This is a genomic window from Reichenbachiella agariperforans, from assembly GCF_900142205.1.
Lineage (GTDB): Bacteria > Bacteroidota > Bacteroidia > Cytophagales > Cyclobacteriaceae > Reichenbachiella > Reichenbachiella agariperforans.
This window is the reverse complement of sequence record NZ_FRAA01000003.1, coordinates 301781-322094: the sequence shown is the minus strand read 5'-3', so window position 1 is coordinate 322094 and position 20314 is coordinate 301781. Positions and strand designations below refer to the sequence as shown.

Genomic DNA, 20314 nt, shown 5'->3' with positions numbered 1-20314 from the left:
TAATTTTTTGTCTTGAATTGAGAAAGTTATTTTTGGTGATCGTGGTACTGATAGGTTGTCACTGCTTTCACGCGGATGCTCAGCATGGCAACCATAGTCTCCGCATTGTGTCCAATGACGACTATGATACACCGCTGTATGGTGCTGCACTGTACGTCGATAGTTTAGGCAAGGGCGTTGTGAGTAATATCAGTGGTCATATAGCTACTAGGGACTTTCCAGAAGGTACATATAGCTGTAGGGTTAGTTTTTTAGGATTTGATCCAGTGGTGCGAACGCTTGTTTTTCCCTTGACCGAGGATGTGGTTATAGCTTTGGATGCTTCTACTCAGGAGTTAGATGGGGTGACTATAGAGGAGTCGGCTTATCGATCGGTGCAGATGCAGCAGGCCAAGTTGAGTACCATAGATGTGTCGGCCTTGAATTTGATCAATGTCCCTAGATTATTGGGGGAGCCAGATCTAATCCGGATGATCCAAAACCTGCCTGGAGTCAAGACGGAAACTGATTTTACCGGAGGTTTTTTCGTCCGAGGAGGAAGAAACGATCAAAATTTGATTTTGCTCGATGGTGTTCCTGTATATAACCCATGGCATTTGTTTGGGCTGTTCAGTGCTTTCAATACGGAGGCGATCGAAAGGGTAGAGTTGACAAAAGGGGTTTTTCCAGCACAATATGGCAGTCGGTTGAGCAGTGTGTTGGACATAGAGTTGCAAAAGGGCGACACGAGAAATGGTGCGGGCTATCTGACGATTAGTCCACTGAGTGCCTCTTTCTCCCACGGTAGACCTATCAATCAAAAAACCTCTGTACTGCTATCGCTGCGACGAACTTATTTGGATCCAGTTTTTTGGGTTTCTGATCCTATATTGTCCACTCCTGACAATAGTTATAAGAATCGATACAACTTTTTTGATTTCAATTTTAAACTGGTGCACAAGTTCAATGCAGAGCATCGTTTAGAAACAGGTGTCTTTTATGGCAATGATAAGCTAAAGGCGGAGAATACCTACACTCAAACATCTTACAGCCTATCCTCAGAGGAGTCTAAGCCCTATAGTGACAATATTTTGAACTATGGCTGGAGAAATATCACAGGTTCGGTCAAATTCATCACTGAAAAGGAGCGTTACCAATCTGTATCACATCTTTTTACTAGTTGGTATCAGGCAGATAACCAATATTATTATGGTGATTTCAATTATCTACATGAGAATTTGGATGGTCAAATTACTACAGAATTATACTTTGATCAACACTTCAAACAGTACTTTACCGACTATGGTGCTCAGCAGGATTTTACTTTTTATCTGAGCGATAGAGTCACGCTATCGACAGGTGGACAGTGGCTGTACCATGTGTTTACGGAGAGCAATGTGTTTAGGGAGCAGGAGTACGGCTATACTGGTGATCGTTCTGATTATTGGGATACTCCACCACCCTCAATAGAGCTGATGCTGAATAAAATGAACGGCGATACAGCAGTAACCAATAGCCATGAAATAAGTGGATATGTTGGTGCAGCACTGGAGTTGGGGAAGCTATCTATCTACCCAGGTGTTAGGCTCCAGTATTTCTCCCAAGGTCAATATCTACACCTGATGCCCAGAGTTAATATGGAGTATCGCGTTAACAAATCACTCATGCTGAGTGCTGGCTATGGTCATTTTACCCAGTACCTACAGTCCTTGAGTTTGGATTTTATGCGAGTTCCGGCAGATCGTTGGTTTTGGAGCAACGAGCTACGTCCTCCAGCACTGTCCAAGGCTACTACCTTGGGGGTGGGGGTGACGATCCCAAAGGTCGGGTTACTCAGTATCGAAGGGTACTACAAGTTGCAAACTGGGCTGCTCAATTTTAGTTTGGAACAGCAAGCTGGAGCAATACAAGGTGATGGATTGATCCCCCAATTCACTCAAGAAACGATAAGCGGAGAGGGAGAGGCATACGGGGTAGAGTTTCTCCTCAATCGAAAAATAGGGGACGTCACAGGCTGGGTGGGGTACACCTTGTCTTGGGCCTACAACCGGTTCGATGAGATCAATGGAGGCTTGGCTTTTCCTTCGCGACTGGACAAGCGTCACGATATTCAGACTTTTGTGAACTGGGATTTTGCCAAACACTGGAGTCTAGGGCTGTTGTTTAATTTTAAATCTGGTCAACCGCTTACTTTTTCGACGCAGTATTACTTGTATAGGAGTGATCCTTTGGGGATAGAGGACTATCATGGAAACAGTCAGGTGATTATAAAACAAAACAATTATCGCTTGCCTGCTTATCATCGTTTGGATCTAAACTTGATATGGCGTGACCGGAAGGTGTTTAAAAGAAAGAGCGAGATCTCTCTTAATGTCATCAATGTCTATAATCACTTTAATGTGCTGACGATAACAAAGGGTACGTCGCTAGATAACCTATCGAATGGCTCATTTAGAGCGTCCTCAAAGAATAAATACATCAGTCAAATGCCGATCATGCCAGTCATTAGCTTGAGAATCGGCCTAGGAAAGGATCAAAAATGGGTAGACTAATATTATTGTTTTTGGTAGTGATAGCAGTGGCTGGATGTGAAAAGGAGGCCATTGTAGATTCCAGAGAAAGATCAGTTTTGCAGGTAGAAGCGACTTTTTTTAGTGGAGAAACATTGCCTGTCGTCACGATTGGGCAAAGTGTAAACTTGCCCGGAGAGCGTATAACTGTACTCGATAGTGCCACATTTTTTATTGATGATGCAGATATTGTATTCACTTGGAATGGCGATACTGTAGACACAAGAGCCGTAGGCAAAGGCCAATACCAAGGAGTATCGGATGATACTGTGCAGGTAGGGGACGTATTTACGATATCTGTCAGAGATGGTGATAGGTCGGCTAGAGCGACAGCCATGGTTCCTGATATAGATGTTGGAGAGATAAAGGTGTCGTTTGAGGATACTGTATTGGTCGAAGAATACATGATATGGCTCGAACGACAGATTATAGTAGATACACTAGAGGATGGCACTTATCAATACGAAAGAGCAGATAGTAGTGTATGGTTGGGAGAAGCCAAGGGGCAGGCTATCATTCCATTGGTTGAGGCGTATCTTTATTTTGATGTTGCCTCCACGGATATATCTTTTTTAGACTATAGGTATCAGGATAGTCCAGATGTCGTGTCTGATTACTACAGCAATACCTCCTATGACAAAATCTATTTAGGGGAGAATTATGTAGGGTTTAGCGAGATACGTACTCAGGTGAGCTGCGTAGTAGTAATCAAGACAAATGAGGAATTGTCTATGGAGCAAAAAAAACTAACGGCGGTACAGCGGATGATAATCCCCGAACCGATATATCTGGATTTCTATCATTTGACGAGCTTGGATTTTGTTCCTATTACGGTTACCAATGTCAATGGAGGCGTAGGGTTGTTTATTGGGGCGGTCAAAAGTGAGGTAACCTATGATTTTCAAATCCCTATAAAAAAAGGATAATCCGTGAGTCTTTCGAGTGGGGTTTTATGTCAGAGTAGAAATGAAACAATCTCAGGAAACAGGATTACTAACCCCAATAAAACTACTTGAATAATTACAAAAGGGATAATTCCCCGGTAGAGCTGTCCTGTTCGGATTTCTGGTGGGGCGACTCCTTTCAGATAAAATAACGAAAACCCGAAGGGTGGGGTTAGGAAGGAGGTCTGTAGATTGAGGGCAATCAATATTCCGATCCAGATCAAATCAATCCCCATAGCACTGAATATCGGTGCAGCGACAGGTACGATGATAAAGATGATCTCGATAAAATCGATGAAGAACCCTGCAATAAAAACCACGAGCAATACCGTCAATAAGAATAAGTTGGGTGAGAGTCCCGCTTGCGTGATGGCGTCTGCGAGAATTTTGTCTCCTCCCATGGCGCGAAACACCAGAGAAAAGGAGGTAGCACCGATCAGTATCATGAATACCATGCAGGTCAGAAAGGTGGTGTCTCGCATGACTTCTTTTAAAATTTCGAAGTTTAGTTTCTTTTGTGAAGCGGTCAGAGCGATAGCGCCTAGTGCTCCTACAGCGGCGGCTTCAGTAGGAGAGGCGATTCCTAGAAAGATAGACCCAAGCACGAGTAGTATCAGTGTAAAGGGAAGCACGAAAGCGTGAATCACTTTTTTGGTACTTCCAGTAGACCAAAATGCTGCGCTCTCTTCGGCAGTGATCGCAGGTGCGGAGGCGGGGTTTAGGTGGGCAATCACGAGGATGTACCCGATATACATCCCTACGAGTAGTATACCAGGCACTAATGCAGCAGTGAATAGATCACCGACTGATACGTTGAGTACACTACCGAGTAGTACGAGTACTACAGATGGCGGTATGATCTGGCCCAGCGTACCAGAGCTAGCAATCGTGCCAGTGGCGAGTTCTGGCGAATAGCCCTTCTTGAGCATAGTAGGTAGGCTGATGAGTCCCATGGTGATCACTGTCGCGCCGACGATTCCTGTAGAGGCTGCGAGCATGCCGCCTACGATGACAACCGAGATGGCGAGCCCTCCTTTGAGTCTCCCAAATAGGTGTGACATGGTTTCGAGTAGACTCTCGGCTAGCCCTGATTTTTCGAGCATGATCCCCATGAATACAAATAGCGGTACGGCTACCAATACGAAGTTGTGCATCGTGCCAAAAATCCGTAGAGAGAGGAGGTAGAAGAAGTCTATGTCATAGAGTATCAGTCCTGTGATGACGGAGAGACCGCCGAGCGTGAATGCTACGGGATAGCCAAATAGAATAAGGATAAAAACCAGTGCAAACAGGAATAAAGGGAGGTAATCTAAGATCATGATGCGGTCGGGTTAAGTATCGTGCTGAGGTTGTCAAGCGTGATCGCCACGCCTTGGAGTGACAGAAGTATAGCACTGATCGGAATGGTTGACTTGACCAAAAACCGGTGTGGGAGTCCGCCAGGTTCTGGACTGGATTCATTGATGTTCCAAGCATCGATCACGAAAGGCACTGAAGTATAGAGCACCGCCCAACAAAAGGGCATGAGAAATATTAATGTTCCCAGGAGGTTGATCCAAGCTTTGGTTTTGATGGAGAATCGGGAGTAGAATAGGTCGACACGTACATGTTTGTCATGACGCAGCGTGTAGGCTGCTCCTAGAAGAAACAGCGCTGCAAAGAGGTGCCATTCTAGTTCTTGGTTGGCCGAACTAGTCCAGCTAAAAAGGTAACGCAGAACGACATCTATCGCGATGAGTACGACCAAAATCACGCTGATGTATGAAACCAAAGAGCCTGTCTTGTCGGTGAACAGGTTGATCCAGTTTACGATTTTATTCATTTCGGCAAATTAGACAGAATCACCAGTAAAAAGAAACGCTATTTGATTCTCAAAAACTGTGACTGACTTGCGGCACGAAGAGAGGGCTGTACACCCGCCAGAAAGGTGATCAGAATGATACTGATCGAAGTGTATACAAAATCTGAAGCGATGATTTTGATAGGATAGGCTTGCATGACGGCCGACTCCACGCCCATCGATATGATACCAAAACTCTCCTGTAACCATGCGATGCTAAACCCCAAGATCAAACCACAACCTGAACCGATAAAGGCGATGATGGCCCCTTCTGTCAGGAATATTTTTCGGATCATGGACCGGGTAGCCCCCATGGCAAAGAGTAGACTGATGTCGGCTTTCTTTTCGGTCACGAGCATAGACAGTGAGAAGAAGATGTTGATCGATGCGATGGCGACTATCAGAGAGAAGACAATGAAGACAAACAGCTTTTCGATTTTCAATATCTTGTAGAGGTCTTCATGTTGTTGATCGGCATTTCGGACGATATAGTCTGAACCCAGAGAGGCTTGGAGTGCTTCTTGAATCCTAGCTGTCGACTCGGGGGAGTCTATGCTGATTTCTAATGCGGTACGCTTGCCCTGATAGTCTAGGAATTTTTCTGCGAAAGTGATGGGGACGAAGACATAGTTGTCGTCATAGTGCTGTTCTAGTGCAAATACTCCTCCTGGTGAGATGATGGCATGACTATAATATTTGGATGGGTTAAGCGAGCCTGGCTTTACGTTTTTAGGGTAGTAGAATTCCATGAAGGTGAATTCGTTTCGTAGGGATATCCCGAGATTAAACTGTATTCCTCTGCCTACGATGGCTAGCGGGCGTTTTCCGTCTTGTAGTGCAAATTCACCATGTTTGATGGCGTTTTTCATTCTCCCCTGTTCGATGAAGTCTTCACTCAGTCCTTTGATTTTGACGACCATCTCCGAGTTGTTATACTTTAGTAAGGCATTGTCCTCGATGACTTCTGTAATTCCCATCACACCATCTATGGAGTTGATTTTGAATTTGAGATCATCGGTGTATTGAAAAGACTTTCCTTGGGCCGGCATCACTTGCACCGCTGTATCAAACTGCCCATATATCGATCGCAGTAAATCCTCCATACCGTTGAACACGGAGAGGACTATGATGAGCGCGGCGGTACCGATAGCCACCACGAGCATCGAAATGATCGCAATGATATTGATGAAGTTTTTCTTCTTTTTGGAGAAGAAATATCTACGAGATATAAACAGGGGAAGGCGCATGTAGGAGATTTATTCTTCTGACTTTCCTTTATCCTCTTTGGGGATATTGAGTCGGGATAGAATGTTGTCCATTTTTTGTGCATGATCCTGAGATTCGTCTAGGACGAAGTGCAGCTCGGGTACGATGCGGACTTGTTTGCCTATTTTGAGTCCCAGTGCTTTACGGATTTCTGGCTTTTTCTCTGCCATTTTCTCTATGAATGCCTCTCGATCGTCTATCATCATCAGACTGATAAACACTTTGGCAAAACTGAGGTCGGGACTGACGTTCACTTCTGTAACAGTGATGAAGGCATTGCCAAACCAATGACGGCTATCTTTTTGGAATATCTCGCTCAGGTCTTTTTGAATCAACCCTGCGTATTTTAGTTGTCGTGTACTGCTCATATTTTGATGCAAATATCCCTATTAATTTAAATTATACTTAATAAAACGGTATTTTCGTTTTTCGATAGACGACAGAATAAACCGCTACAGAATTGCTTTCCTACTTCAAAGCCAATGATCCCTATAGATTACTCGGGGTATTCCTCATACTGATTATCATTAGAGTGGCTGTGCTCCTCAGTGGTGTGCCGCTCATACTACCAGAGCTGAAATGGCTATTACTCGGTGAACGACTGGGCGGTGAGGGCATGATTATGTACCGAGATGTATGGGATTATACTGCGCCACTCTCTGTACTCGTCTACAAGTGGCTCGATATCCTATTCGGTAAACACCAATTGGTCTATCAGATCGTCTCTATGATATTGGTAGGGTTTCAAGCCGCGATATTCAACAATGTAATGCTTAAGAACAAAGCATACAACAGCCCGAGTTATGTCCCCGCCATCGTGTATGTACTCATGATGAATCTTTGTTTTGATTTCCTGACTCTGTCGCCTGTCCTGATGAGCATGACTTTTATTCTATTGGCTTTGAACAACCTGTTCAAACGGATGGATAATCATACGCAGGACGAGCTTTTCGTGTATACGGGGATTTATCTAGGGATTGCAGTGTTGTTTTATCTACCAGCGATATTTTATGTGCTGGTGACTTTGATCTCCCTGTTCTTGTACACAGGGTCGATTTTTAGGAGGATACTGTTGCTGATTGTTGGTTTTCTGTTGGTGTTGATTTTTAGTGGCTTATTTTTTTATTGGAATGATAGCTTTTTGGTCTACAACCATCATTTGTTTATGTCTATCTGGGCTGTAGATCCGAGTTACTTTTTGAGTGGAAAAGGGATGGTAATAATGGTTCTAGTGCCATTTTCGATATTTCTATATAGCATCTATAGGACGTTTAAGATCGGGAAATACGTTAATTTCCAGAGTAAAATTCAGAGTGTCATGCTTATGTTCTTTGTCTCAGGGATATTGGCATTTTTTATGGTCAAGGAGCGATCTACTTTTCAGTTTATTTATCTAGTGCCTGTAATGGCTTTTTTTGTAGCACATCATTTGTTGGTGATTAAAAACTGGATATTGGCTGAGGCTACATTCTTGTTGATTTTTGTCGCCATTATACTTAATCTGCTTTTTCCGCTTCGGGGGTGGTTGTTTGTGGATCAACTGGTAGGTGTAGAGCGTCTGCTAGTGCAACCGAGCCCCTATGCGGAGCTGACAGAGGGTAAGGACATATTGGTGATAGGAGAAGGCATAGAACACTACAAAGGAGCGAGTCTCGCGACTCCTTACCTAGATTGGCAGTTGTCTCAGATTCACCTTCAGCATCTCAATTATTTTGACAATAGTGCAGAGGTGTTTCTCAATTTTACTTCGGACATGCCAGAGGTGATCATAGACGAGCAAGAGGTGGTGCCTGAGCTGTTTCGCATGATGCCGACGATCGCTGCGCAGTATAGGGAGCATGCGTCACATGAAAGCGTGTATGTCAGGATAAACAAGCAAATAGACTAGTGAGTTAAGCTCGTCCTACTGATTTTCTTTCTTGTTTATGAATCTAAATGTAGACCTTCGATGGCCCATATATCGTTATTATAACTTTCTGGACTGATATCAAGACCCTTGTGCCACTGTGTGCTACAACAATCTCTTCGGCCATAGTCATTTGTTATGTCCCAACTGGTAAAAGATTCCAATCCTTCATACTGAAAATATTTAACTCCAGAAACCCCTGTGTCACAATTCACACATTTAGAGTAATTTAAATCTAATTCTGAATTTTGTGCTTTTATGTACAGTGCACATCCAATCAACATTAACGTTGCTATATATTGACGCATTTCTATTAATAATTTATAGATGTAAATGTTTCTTTGAACTCTAGACGAGCCTTTCCACTGGGAAAATTGAAAATCAGACCGTTTTTATCTAAGTCAACTAAATTCTGCCTTTCACTTAGTGTCAATTCTTTTATATAAACGATCCTCTTTATAGGGTCAACGGCAACATATTTTACACCATCTGATCTATCAAATTCCACCAGAATAAGGCCTTTATATATGTGAGTTTTTGTGATAGCGACAGTTTGGTTATCAGAAGGCAGTTCTAGTAGCTCTTTGCCGCTGTTCAAATCAATTAATACAAAACCCTCTTTAAAAAATTTATGACCGTCGTGATCTATAATTCCTCCTTTAACTACACCTATGATTCTACCTTCTTCGAAAATTACTGCCGAACGTGCATCATGTTTAAGAGTAATTGTTTGGGTGACATTTCCTTGGCTATTTACCTTTAGTATTCTTGAATCTAAACCGACAACTCCTTCTTGATCTGACAGTACAAGGGTATAGACTAGACCACATACTTCATTTTTCTCATTCTTTATCATCTTAAGTTTGTTCCTTGCCTTTTCCACAATCGCATCACCATCATTTTTTTCTAAGTAGTTTTCAAGGTTCCCAACCAAATCTTTCACTCTTATTTCCTGAGATGTGGTTCTACCTGATGCATTGCTTCCAGCTGGTGCATTGGCTGCTTGTACCTGCTTTGCAAAGGGGTTATTGGCTTCTATGTCGAAAATACCGACAGTTTCGCCCTGATCATTTTTGAATTTGATCTTTTCTACTTTGTAAGGGTTGTCCTTTTTAGCAATTGTCTCTGTTCTGTTTTGGCTCTTGCTCTGCCAGCCTAGCAGCATCAGCAAAGTGATAAGAAGAAAACCCATAGGGTTGTAGATGTGTTTCATAGTGTTAGCTATTATTTTATACTTAATTATTACTGGGTCCGACCTTCGGTCTCGTACGGGACCGACACTCGGTCTCACCCGTGACCTATCCTGTGTCTAGTTAGGACACGGTGAATTTTTGTGCGAAAATGCCCACTCTTAAGCTTTTGCCTTTGCGGGTGGTGTTCCTGATCTCCATGCGGTACTCGCCCGCTTCTAGCACAGGCGCTTGCAGGCTGAGCTCCGAAGGCAGGTTGGTGCGTACCTTCTCTGCTTTGACCTCACTGCCGTTGGCCTGGTTGATGAAGAAGATACCTTCCTCGTCGTGTGTGCCATAGAGTTTGAGGTCTTCTCCTGAGATTTCGACTATGCCCTCCGAGCTCAAGAGCTCATTGGTGCTGTCGCTGGCCCAGTCGTAGACCGTCTCTATGTTGGGTGCTACTTCCTGAGTCTTCTTGTAGGTAGGTCGTACAGCAGCTGCCGCTTTGGATAGTGCTGATCCAGGTACCAGATTGACCACCAGAGAGTGACGATCTCTATCGAAACGATCGTCTAGCGTGATGTAGACGCCACCCATTTCGAATTTGACCGTGATGAAGTCGTCACGATAGTTTTCACCCTTTTCGATAAAGCCTATGATGGTGTTCCAGTAGGCGTCTATGGAAGCGGTGGTTTCGGTAGGTTTGAGGATGGAGCCTGGTCCGGTGATAACATCGATCAGTGCCTGACGGTCGCGGATCACGTTGTTTACCGGACGGGCGATGTAGTCATTGTCTACGTCTTTGGTTAGTTTGTTTTCGTACAAACTGTAGTTTAAGCTTGACATAATAGTTGGTGTTTATAAGATTAAAAAAATGATTTACTTGCTAGACATACTTTGCGTTTTTGGTGAGATCAGCATACTTGCACACTTTTGTTACCTTATGCACTTCGGTAATCATAGTCATAACGGTTTAGACTATATTTTGTCAACTCTTCCAGCTGTTTGGCCAATTCGTCAATTCTTTTATTACACTTCAAATGAACATTGCCAATGCTGGATATAACTGTGAATAGGGTATAAAGTGCTCGCGTGTGCCATAGAGGCATGGTGGGGGTTGGTAGTAAGCTTGTTTTCATAGATATACTTTTCTAGTAGGATTTCATAAGCCTACTGATAGGGCTTATGTCATACTTAGATAAAGAAGTTTTCTCAGATGAGCTGCTTAGCTATTATAATAGATATTAGTGGAAGAGTCTATTCATTTTAGGAAAAAGTGACTGACAACGTTTTAACCTGTCTATGATGAAAAGTTGGTAGTGTCAATAGAAAGGCAATAAAAAAGCGCAACAAACTGCTGCGCTTTCTTCTAAAGTCTATTGTTTAAGCATTGGCTCAAACACAACGAATCTTATCGACTCTGGTCTGGTGTCTGCCCCCTTCGAACTCCGTGGTGACGAATTTGTCTACCATTGCGAGGGCTTTATCTAGCGAGACAAAACGAGCGGGGAGACAGATGATATTGGCATCATTGTGCTGACGAATGAGTTCAGCTACTTCTACTTCCCAGCAGAGGCCTGCGCGGATACCTTGGTGCTTGTTGGCGGTCATAGCTACTCCATTGGCACTACCACAGATCAAGATGCCTAGCTCGTTTTTGCCACCTTCGATGGAGTCAGCTACAGGGTGCACATGATCGGGGTAGTCTACCGAATCTGCAGTGTTTGGCCCGAAATCCTCTACCTCATGCCCTAACTTTTGTAAGTGAGAGATGATGTCTCTTTTGTATTCAAATCCGGCATGATCACCGCCTATTGCTATTTTCATCTTGCTGTTATTTACAATTTGATTAATTCTTTTTCTCTGTTCTTATACGCTCTCTTGGATACCGTGATACTGATCTGATAGAGCCCGATGAGGGGTATAGCTATCAGTATCTGACTAAACGGGTCTGGTGGGGTCAGCAAAGCTCCCAAAAAGAATATGACCACTATGCCATGCTTGCGGTAGGCTTTCATGATTGCAGGAGTGATGATCCCTGCTTTGGTGAGGAAGAGTACCACCATTGGGAGTTGAAACAACAATCCACAAGCCAATACCAGTGTGGTCACTGTCGATACATACGAGATGATGTCAAACTCGTTGAGAATCGAGGGATCGATCTGGTAGTTGGATAGGAAATTGACACTGAGTGGCGTCAAGATCAGATAGCCAAAGGCCACACCTATCATGAAAAGAAAGCTAACCCAAAAGACCGCTCCGCGCGCTACTTTCTTTTCGTTGATATAGAGTCCTGGGCTGATAAATCTCCAGATTTCCCAAAAGGCATACGGAAATGCACAGATCAGTCCTATCGCAAAGGAGGATGCGATGTGCATCGTAAACTGCCCCGTCATCTGTCTACTCTGTAGGATGAAGGGGAGTGTATCTATGCAAATAGCTTGCGTCTGTAGGAGGTCACCCAACTGACAGAGCCAGCGATAGGTCCAGAAGTCCGTTTTGGATGGCCCTAGAATGATGGTGCCGAAAACCAGCTCCTTGGACGCAAATGCTCCGACGGTGAATGCAGTGATCGCAATAAATGCTCTGATGATGTGCCACCGGAGTTCTTCCAGATGATCAAGAAACGACATTTCGTTTGTTTCGTGTTCGTCTGGATCCATTTGATCCAAGGGGAGGTTACTCATAGTTTATACCAAAGAAGCAAGTTGTGTGTAAAGTGGGAAGTCTTTCATCCATGTGTTTACATCGTTTTTCACTTCGTTGATTTTAGCGTCATTGTCGAGGTTCATCAAAACGGTATCCATCAACTCAACTACGCGATCCATGTCGCCATCTTTCATGTGGCGTGAAGTGATAGCGGCAGTACCTACACGGATACCTGAGGTGACGAATGGAGAACGCTCATCAAATGGTACCATGTTTTTGTTGACGGTGATTTCAGCTCTAACGAGCCCGTTTTCAGCATCCTTTCCTGTGATGCCTTTTGAACCGAGATCGATCAGCATGAGGTGATTGTCTGTGCCACCTGAGATCAGGTTGTAGCCTCTTTTGACGAAAGACTCAGCCATTACCTCTGCGTTTTTCTTGACCTGGAGTGCGTAGTGCATGTAATCATCCGTTAGCGCTTCGCCAAATGCAATGGCTTTCGCTGCGATGATATGCTCTAGCGGCCCTCCTTGTGTACCTGGGAATACACCCGAATCCAAAACAGACGACATCATGCGAGTGATGCCTTTTGGTGTTTTCAACCCCCATGGGTTTTCAAAATCTTCGCCCATCAAAATCATCCCGCCTCTAGGGCCTCTGAGTGTTTTGTGGGTGGTGGTGGTCACGATGTGACAGTGCGGCATAGGGTCTTCCAAGAGACCTTTGGCGATCAGTCCAGACGGGTGAGAGATATCAGCCAATAGCAAAGCGCCGACCGAATCAGCGATCGCTCTGAATCGTGCGTAATCCCAATCTCTAGAATAAGCAGATGCTCCGCAGATGATCAATTTAGGTTTTACAGCTTTGGCTTTCTCCTCGACTTTGTCCATGTCGATGAGTCCTGTTTCTTTTTCTACGCCGTAGAAGTTGGCGTCAAAGTATTTTCCAGAGATATTGACGGGCGAACCGTGCGAGAGGTGACCGCCGTGCGACAAGTCAAAACCTAATACTGCATCCCCTGGTTTCAAACATGCCAAGAATACCGCTGCATTCGCTTGTGCACCTGAGTGTGGCTGCACGTTGACCCATTCTGCACCGAACAGTTCTTTGGCTCTGTTTCTAGCGATGTCTTCGATTTGATCGACGACTTCACAGCCACCATAGTATCTTTTGCCTGGTAGACCTTCAGCGTATTTGTTGGTGAGTACCGTTCCTGCGGCCTCCATCACTTGCGGTGATACAAAGTTCTCAGAAGCAATAAGTTCTATTCCACTTTCTTGTCTTTCTCTTTCTTTTTCGATTAGGTTGAATACGTCAAGATCTCTCTGCATGATATAATGGTTTCTATGAGGCGCAAATTTAGAAGATGCCCTCTTATTAAGCAAAGAATGCTGGTGATGGAAATTAAAAATAATGGGATAAAATATTTGAATGTAAAATTGTGAATCTGTGAATTATGGCTTAGTCTTAAGGCTGATTTCTAAGGAATCAAGTAGCACTATTTACGAATTGGAGAAAAGTTGATCAGCTATGACTATTTCGGAATCTGCTCATGTATGTGAAAGCAAAATGGTTTAATTGATTTATTTTCGTCGCATACATGACTCCCATTGATACCAAACAAGGTTTACTGAAGATTGTAAAAGATCCCATTCTACGCATAGATTGGAGTGGCAGGGTATTGGAGTGTCATTGTCATCCTAGTAGTGATCCAGCTATTTTGGAGTTGGATTTGTACAACAATCGGAATATTAAGGATTTTGAGTTTTTAGGAGAGGTGTACAAAGCGGTTCGTGATTGTATCGAGTCTCAAGAATCACAATCTGCATATTTCTCATTAGGGAGGCTGGGGAGCAGGACGCACTACGAAGTGCTAGTAGAGCCCAATGATACAGACGAGGTTCTGGCGATCATCAAAGAAATTACGAAAAAAAGGCAGCGTGAAAACGAACTCATAGAATATTATGATTTGCTTCAGAATATCTATGAAGCGACATCTTCTTGGACGGGCACTGATTATTTGGATCAACTGACGCTACAGCTGTCCAAAGCGCTCAAGGCCGATTATACTGCGATATGTTTAATAGATGATAGACAAGATCTTTTGGAGACTGTCTCTGTTAACTTTATAGGAGGGAAAATTGAGAATGTTGAGTGGGAGATAGAAGGCTCACCCTTCGAAGAGGTCGTTACTCATTCTTATTTTGAGATTGGTCATGGCTTCAAAAATAAATTTCCGCACTTCGAACTGAACCAGTACCATGTTTTTAATGGTTTTGTAGGTATTCCCCTCTATTACAATGAGTTGTATAGCAAGCCAATAGGGTTCATTTTTGCACTTTACGAAAGACCATTGGCGTCCAGTACGCATACCGAAAAAATCTTGCAAATATTTTCGACACGTGCAGCTGCGGAGCTACAGCGTATTGAATACCAAAAGAAAATTGAAGATAGCGAAAACCGGTTCAAGGCTCTTTATAATAATACACCAGCTTATTTCTCCTCTACCAATAAGTCTGGCGTGGTGATAGAAGTGGGGGATTACTTCCTAGAGAAGACTGGCTATGCTAGAAAAGACGTGATTGGTAGACGAGCGATGCATTTTCTGACATCACGGTCTAGAAAGGATGCCGTCAAGATGTTGCCTGATTTTTTGCAAAATGGTTACTGTAAAGATGTGGCTCTGCAGTTCATCAAGAAGAATGGTGATATCATGGAGGTCATGTTCTCTGCTACCACCATCAGAGATGAGCATGGTAGATTTGTTAAGAATATTATGAGCTTGAATGATGTGACATTGTTGCGTCAGGTGGAAAGAGATCTACGTCTCAGTGAGGAGCGAGTAATAGAGGAAGCCAATCGTTTTCAGTTGCTTTTTGATAACTCTCCAGTTGGCATCATTATACATAGCAATGGTGTGATCAAACACGTAAATACGGAGACGGTTCGTTTAGCACGAGGAAATAGCATCTATGATTTTGTAGGGAAGCAAGCCATGAGTTTTGTCCATCCCGAATCTAAAGAAATCGCCCAAGCAAGAGTAGATAAGATATATAAAACCAAAAAGGCACATCGTAACGAACAGAAGTTTCTATGTGTGGATGGGTCAGTAATAGAAGTGGAGGCTATGGGTACCTTGATAGATTATCAAGGAGAAGAGTCTGTGCAAATTGCATTTTATGATATATCAGATCGTAAAGAAGCGGAACGTCATATTCTAGTTCGAGACCAAGAATTGGAAGTGCTTAACGAAAATCTCGCTCGCCAAAACAATCAGTTGGAGGAGTTTGCTCACATCGCGTCCCATAATTTGAGAGCACCGATTACCAATATGCTATCTCTGATTAAGATTAGAGAAGCGGACCCGTCAGAAGCCACACAGGCGTTCGTATGGGAGAATGTAGGAAAGACGGTTCGCAACCTAGACGAGACCATTATTGAGCTCAATGATGTCGTGAAGACTTCTTGGGAGCTAGATAAACAGAGGAAAATTTTGCATTTTGAGGAGGTGTTAGAGAAAATACTAAACAGTATTGTTGACCAAATTGCTAAGGCAGATGCGGAGTTTGTGGTTAACTTTGACATGCCTTCAATTTTTTATCCCAAAATCTATTTGGAGAGTATCTTGCAGAACCTAGTGACCAATGCGATAAAGTATCGGAGGTCTAATGAGAAGGCACTGATTAAGCTGCGAAGTTGGGAACAAAACGGTAGAGGGTATCTTTCGATTGAGGACAATGGTCTGGGGATAGATTTGGAAAAGCATGGTGACAAACTGTTTGGATTGCGAAAGACATTTCATGCACACCAAGATGCGCGGGGCGTAGGGCTATTTATCACTAGAGCACAGATAGAATCCCTAGGTGGCTTGATTTCGGTAGAAAGTAAAGAAGGAAAAGGGACTAAGTTTATTGTCGATTTTGGAACATTAAAGTTGATAAGTACAGACCATTAATATAAATTAGATTTCACATTATGGGTAAGATAAGAAAGGTAGCAGTTATAGATGATGATCAGGTGTTTCAGTTGATTATCAAGAAGCAAATCGAGATGAAAAATTTCGAATGTGAAATTCTCAGTTTTTTTAATGGGCAAGAGGCGTACGATTTTTTTAAAGAGAACGTAGATCAAGCGGATGTACTCCCAGATTTGGTTATGCTGGATGTGAATATGCCTGTTAAAAATGGTTGGGATTTTCTACAGGACTATCAGACGCTGCCTTCAGAGATGAGATCTAAGATAAAGCTATACATGGTCACTTCTTCAGTGATTCAATCTGATATTGATAAAGCCAATGACAATGAAAATATCATTTCATTTGTCAGTAAGCCTATCACCAACGAAAAACTAGAAGAGGTCTTTAGTTAAAATTCTTTTGTAGGAATCCCTAATGTTCTTCGTGAAAGTATAAAGTGTAGTAGTTGAGTTTTCGCTCATTGTCGTACCCGCGTGTAATTTGCTCTTTGTTGCCATGTACATAGACATGAAAATTTTTATCTAGCTTGATGATCGAACGGATGAATCTCTTGGTGTTCTTAATGGCTGGTTTGGATATATCGAATTGATTGGTGTCTAGGTCTGGTTCTTCTTCTTGTTTTTTTATTTGAAAGTTCTCGAATTGATCAATCAGTTCTGGTGATTGTAATACCTTTTCTTGATAATCCTCTTTGTTGAAAAATTCGTTGTTTTTTAAGTAATCAATGGATTCATTGACAAAGGAAAGCTTCTCTGGCTTTTCATTTTGTTCGAAAGCCCCTTGAGCAAATTCCTGAATGTTATTGATGAGGTTTTGTGTTTGATAATATTCGTCTACCGTTTTTTCTAGTCCCAAAAAATCATTTTGCCAGTATTGCGCACTATTTGATTTGTTTGTTATATCTACGAGCAAAACTTGATACCCACTTTCTCTACTTGTATTGAAGATAAGTACGCCTTTGTCGAGTTTATTGATGCTTATACCTTCATCGGAGATAATATTGAAATCGTTTCCTTGCCCCATGATTTTGATGTAGGTCTCTTTGTTTTCTACTTTGAACAACCCGATCACATCTGTAACTTCATCGTCGATTACGCAATCTTCAAAGTGACACACCAAGAAGTCTCCTTCTTTAATGTTTTGGTTTTGAGAAAGAGCAGAGAGGTGTGAGGCTAGTACTAATGAGTGATCGTAAAGAGATTCAGGGTTGTCAAAAATCTGACTAACCACTTCAAAAGTTTTAGGATCAATCTCCTCATTGTCGATCGCAAAATGGTATCGCTCTTCTTCCTTGAAAGACTTGAAGAAATAATTAACCAACAGTTTATTAAGGTCTTCGTCTAGCGCGTCGATACTACCAGTAGAGGTGATGAGACCTTCTTCTGCCAGTTTGTGAATGACCAATTGGTTGAGCCGAACTTCTGATGATATAACCATGAGTGATTGTGTTAAAGTCTACGAAGATAAATTAAACGACTATTTTCTGTATGCACCAGATTTAATATTGTCTAACCAAGGTTGATTGGCGAGATACCAGTCTACTGTTTTCGTGAGTCCTTCTTCGAACTGTACCGATGGCTTCCAGTTGAGTTCGTTGGATATCTTGGTAGAGTCGATCGCATACCTCATGTCGTGTCCAGCCCTATCGGTCACGAAGGTTATAAGCTGAGCAGAATACCCTTCTGGACGGCCTAGTTTGTTGTCCATGATTTTACACAGGAGTTTGACTAGGTCTATGTTTTTCCATTCGTTGAAGCCACCTATATTGTAGGTTTCTCCAATTTTTCCTTTGTGAAAAACTGCATCAATGGCCGTGACATGATCTACTACAAATAGCCAATCACGTACGTTGACACCTGCCCCATATATGGGTAGCGGCTTTTCTTCAATGATTTTTTCGATACATACTGGAATCAATTTCTCAGGAAATTGATTAGGGCCATAGTTATTGGAACAATTAGAGATTACTATAGGTAGGTTATAGGTGTTTTGATAGGCTCTTACAAAATGATCCGAACTAGCTTTTGAAGCAGAGTAGGGAGATTGAGGATCGTATGAGGTCGTTTCTAAGAAGAACTCTCCATCTTTTAGTGACCCATAGACTTCATCAGTAGAAACGTGATAAAAGAGCTTGTTGTCAAAATCTCCATTCCATTGTTTCTTCGCAGCATTGAGTAGGTTTACCGTGCCAATTATATTGGTATTGACAAAGGAAAGTGGGTCTTCAATGGAACGATCCACATGTGATTCTGCTGCCAGGTGGATGACGGCATCAATGGACTCTGAAGCGAACAACTTCTCTATGAAGTTTGCCTCGCAGATATCTCCTTTTAAGAATTTGTAATTACTATTTGTGACGTCTGTTAGGTTTTCTAGATTTCCTGCATAGGTTAGCTTATCTAGATTTATGATTTGATAATCAGGGTATTGGTTGACAAAATATCGCACAACATGCGAACCGATAAACCCTGCTCCACCAGTGATAAGTATTGATCTTTTCATTTGTTCTAATGCTTTACTATTTCGATTTGAAACTTGTGGGTTGTCAATTATACAGATAGCCTTACCTATACAAAAAGACCGAGGCATGAATGTATAATTCACACCTCGGTCTTGTATTGTTATTCAATCTTACTTTACAATCGCTCTACCGATGCTGTAATAAGTAATTCCTAATTCGGCCATCGTCTCAGTATTATAGAGATTTCTACCATCGAAAATGACATTGTCCTTGAGTGTAGACTTGATTTTGTCAAAGTCAGGTGTCCTGAATACTGGCCACTCCGTCATGATGAGAAGAGCATCTGCATCTTCTGCTGCGTCGTATTCATCTTTGCAGAACGTAATAGAATCACCGAGAAGTTCTTTGACGTTATCCATCGCTTCTGGATCGTAAGTCTTGATTTTAACACCAGCTTCTAACAACGCCTTAATATTAACAAGAGCAGGGGCTTCTCTAATGTCATCGGTATAAGGTTTGAAGGCAAGCCCCCATACTGCAACCGTTTTTCCTTTGAGATCAGAACCATAGTGGTCTTTGAGCCTGTCTATCAACTTGGTCTTTTGCTCTTTGTTTTTAGCCATTACTGCATTAAGAATCTCAAAATTATAGTTGACCTCTTTTGCAGATTTGGCTAGAGCTTGTACGTCTTTAGGAAAGCAACTACCTCCATATCCGATTCCAGCAAATAGGAATCTTTTTCCGATTCTAGAGTCAGTTCCTACTCCTTTTCTTACCATATCTACGTCAGCACCGACGAGTTCACACATGTTGGCGATTTCGTTCATGAACGTGATTTTAGTAGCCAAGAAAGAGTTGGCAGCATACTTAGTCAGCTCAGCAGACTTCTCATCCATGGTGATGATAGGATTGCCTTGTCTAACTAATGGTGCATAAAGCTCTTCCATGATTTTTTGTGCCTTAGTAGATGATGTGCCAATGACCACACGGTCGGGCTTCATGAAATCTTCTACGGCAACCCCTTCCCTCAAGAATTCTGGATTAGATACTACACTGAATTCTACCTTAGCGTTTTCAGCAATCTTTGCAGTAACCTTGTCTGCTGTGCCAACAGGTACTGTGCTTTTGTCTACGATGACAGTGTATTGATCCAGTAATGGGCCTAAATCTTCAGCTACACCAAGGATGTAGCTTAGGTCAGCTGACCCGTCTTCGCCTGGAGGTGTTGGAAGTGCTAAAAAGATGATTTTAGCACCTTTGATCCCTTCCTTCAGATTAGTCGTAAAGTCTAATCTGCCTTGTTTGATGTTTCTGTCAAAAAGGACATCCAGCCCTGGTTCATATATAGGTATTATTTTGTTTTTAAGTTTTTCAACTTTTTTCTCGTCAATGTCAATACATGTGACATGGTTGCCCGTTTCAGCAAAACATGTGCCAGTTACCAAACCTACGTAACCAGTTCCAACTACAGCTATTTTCATATTTTATTCAATTCATTTGGAGTGGTGCAAATCTAATGGTTGAATTGTTAAAATGGGAGTGTTTTGATAT

General features: G+C 42.5%; 17 protein-coding genes. 5 read left to right on the top strand and 12 right to left on the bottom strand.

Features of this window, described 5'->3' with window-relative positions; all coding sequences use genetic code 11:
* Positions 1-17: 17 nt before the first annotated feature.
* A complete protein-coding gene (locus BUB99_RS10550) occupies positions 18-2531 on the top strand; it encodes a TonB-dependent receptor (RefSeq protein ID WP_139280970.1) in 2514 nt (837 codons plus the stop codon).
* Entirely contained in the window at positions 2519-3475 is a 957-nt protein-coding gene (locus BUB99_RS10545; protein WP_073122282.1) for a hypothetical protein, read from the top strand. Before BUB99_RS10550 ends, BUB99_RS10545 begins: the two co-directional genes overlap by 13 nt.
* 29 nt (positions 3476-3504) lie before the next feature.
* Here the strand turns inward: BUB99_RS10545 and BUB99_RS10540 are convergent, their stop codons facing one another.
* The 4 genes from BUB99_RS10540 to rbfA are packed head-to-tail and all read right to left on the bottom strand — an operon-like array spanning position 3505 to position 6967.
* Entirely contained in the window at positions 3505-4812 is a 1308-nt protein-coding gene (locus BUB99_RS10540; protein WP_073122280.1) for a TRAP transporter large permease, read from the bottom strand.
* Positions 4809-5315, bottom strand: coding sequence for a TRAP transporter small permease subunit (locus tag BUB99_RS10535; protein ID WP_073122278.1), 507 nt, complete (start codon positions 5313-5315; stop codon positions 4809-4811). Before BUB99_RS10535 ends, BUB99_RS10540 begins: the two co-directional genes overlap by 4 nt.
* A gap of 38 nt (positions 5316-5353) precedes the next feature.
* On the bottom strand, positions 5354-6580 hold the full coding sequence (locus BUB99_RS10530; protein ID WP_073122276.1) for an ABC transporter permease: 1227 nt from the start codon (positions 6578-6580) through the stop codon (positions 5354-5356).
* A gap of 9 nt (positions 6581-6589) precedes the next feature.
* The gene (gene rbfA, locus BUB99_RS10525) at positions 6590-6967 is read right to left on the bottom strand and encodes a 30S ribosome-binding factor RbfA (RefSeq protein WP_073122274.1); all 378 of its coding nucleotides are present in this window, start codon (positions 6965-6967) and stop codon (positions 6590-6592) included.
* Positions 6968-7059: 92 nt separating this feature from the next.
* Between rbfA and BUB99_RS10520 the strand changes: the two genes are divergently transcribed.
* On the top strand, positions 7060-8487 hold the full coding sequence (locus tag BUB99_RS10520) for a hypothetical protein (protein ID WP_073122272.1): 1428 nt from the start codon (positions 7060-7062) through the stop codon (positions 8485-8487).
* Between the two features lie 331 nt (positions 8488-8818).
* Here the strand turns inward: BUB99_RS10520 and BUB99_RS10510 are convergent, their stop codons facing one another.
* The 5 genes from BUB99_RS10510 to BUB99_RS10490 form a co-directional block, all read right to left on the bottom strand.
* The gene (locus BUB99_RS10510; RefSeq protein ID WP_073122269.1) at positions 8819-9718 is read right to left on the bottom strand and encodes a hypothetical protein; all 900 of its coding nucleotides are present in this window, start codon (positions 9716-9718) and stop codon (positions 8819-8821) included.
* A gap of 100 nt (positions 9719-9818) precedes the next feature.
* Entirely contained in the window at positions 9819-10523 is a 705-nt protein-coding gene (locus BUB99_RS10505; RefSeq protein ID WP_073122267.1) for a DNA-binding domain-containing protein, read from the bottom strand.
* A 549-nt stretch (positions 10524-11072) separates the two neighbouring features.
* Positions 11073-11504 carry a ribose 5-phosphate isomerase B gene (rpiB, locus tag BUB99_RS10500; RefSeq protein ID WP_073122265.1) on the bottom strand — a complete coding sequence of 144 codons (432 nt, stop codon included), beginning with the start codon at positions 11502-11504 and terminating at the stop codon, positions 11073-11075.
* An 11-nt stretch (positions 11505-11515) separates the two neighbouring features.
* Positions 11516-12364, bottom strand: a complete 849-nt coding sequence (tatC, locus tag BUB99_RS10495) for a twin-arginine translocase subunit TatC (RefSeq protein WP_073122263.1) — start codon at positions 12362-12364, stop codon at positions 11516-11518.
* 3 nt (positions 12365-12367) lie between these two features.
* Positions 12368-13657, bottom strand: coding sequence for a serine hydroxymethyltransferase (locus BUB99_RS10490; RefSeq protein WP_073122262.1), 1290 nt, complete (start codon positions 13655-13657; stop codon positions 12368-12370).
* 269 nt (positions 13658-13926) lie between these two features.
* Between BUB99_RS10490 and BUB99_RS10485 the strand changes: the two genes are divergently transcribed.
* A complete protein-coding gene (locus BUB99_RS10485; protein WP_073122260.1) occupies positions 13927-16281 on the top strand; it encodes a PAS domain-containing sensor histidine kinase in 2355 nt (784 codons plus the stop codon).
* A 20-nt stretch (positions 16282-16301) separates the two neighbouring features.
* Positions 16302-16694, top strand: coding sequence for a response regulator (locus BUB99_RS10480; RefSeq protein WP_073122258.1), 393 nt, complete (start codon positions 16302-16304; stop codon positions 16692-16694).
* Positions 16695-16713: 19 nt separating this feature from the next.
* On the opposite strand, the gene BUB99_RS10475 is transcribed toward BUB99_RS10480, so the two are convergent.
* The 3 genes from BUB99_RS10475 to BUB99_RS10465 form a co-directional block, all read right to left on the bottom strand.
* On the bottom strand, positions 16714-17739 hold the full coding sequence (locus BUB99_RS10475; protein WP_073122256.1) for a nucleoid-associated protein: 1026 nt from the start codon (positions 17737-17739) through the stop codon (positions 16714-16716).
* 39 nt (positions 17740-17778) lie between these two features.
* Entirely contained in the window at positions 17779-18804 is a 1026-nt protein-coding gene (gene rfbB / locus BUB99_RS10470; protein WP_073122255.1) for a dTDP-glucose 4,6-dehydratase, read from the bottom strand.
* Positions 18805-18933: 129 nt separating this feature from the next.
* Entirely contained in the window at positions 18934-20244 is a 1311-nt protein-coding gene (locus BUB99_RS10465) for a UDP-glucose dehydrogenase family protein (RefSeq protein ID WP_073122254.1), read from the bottom strand.
* Positions 20245-20314: the final 70 nt, after the last annotated feature.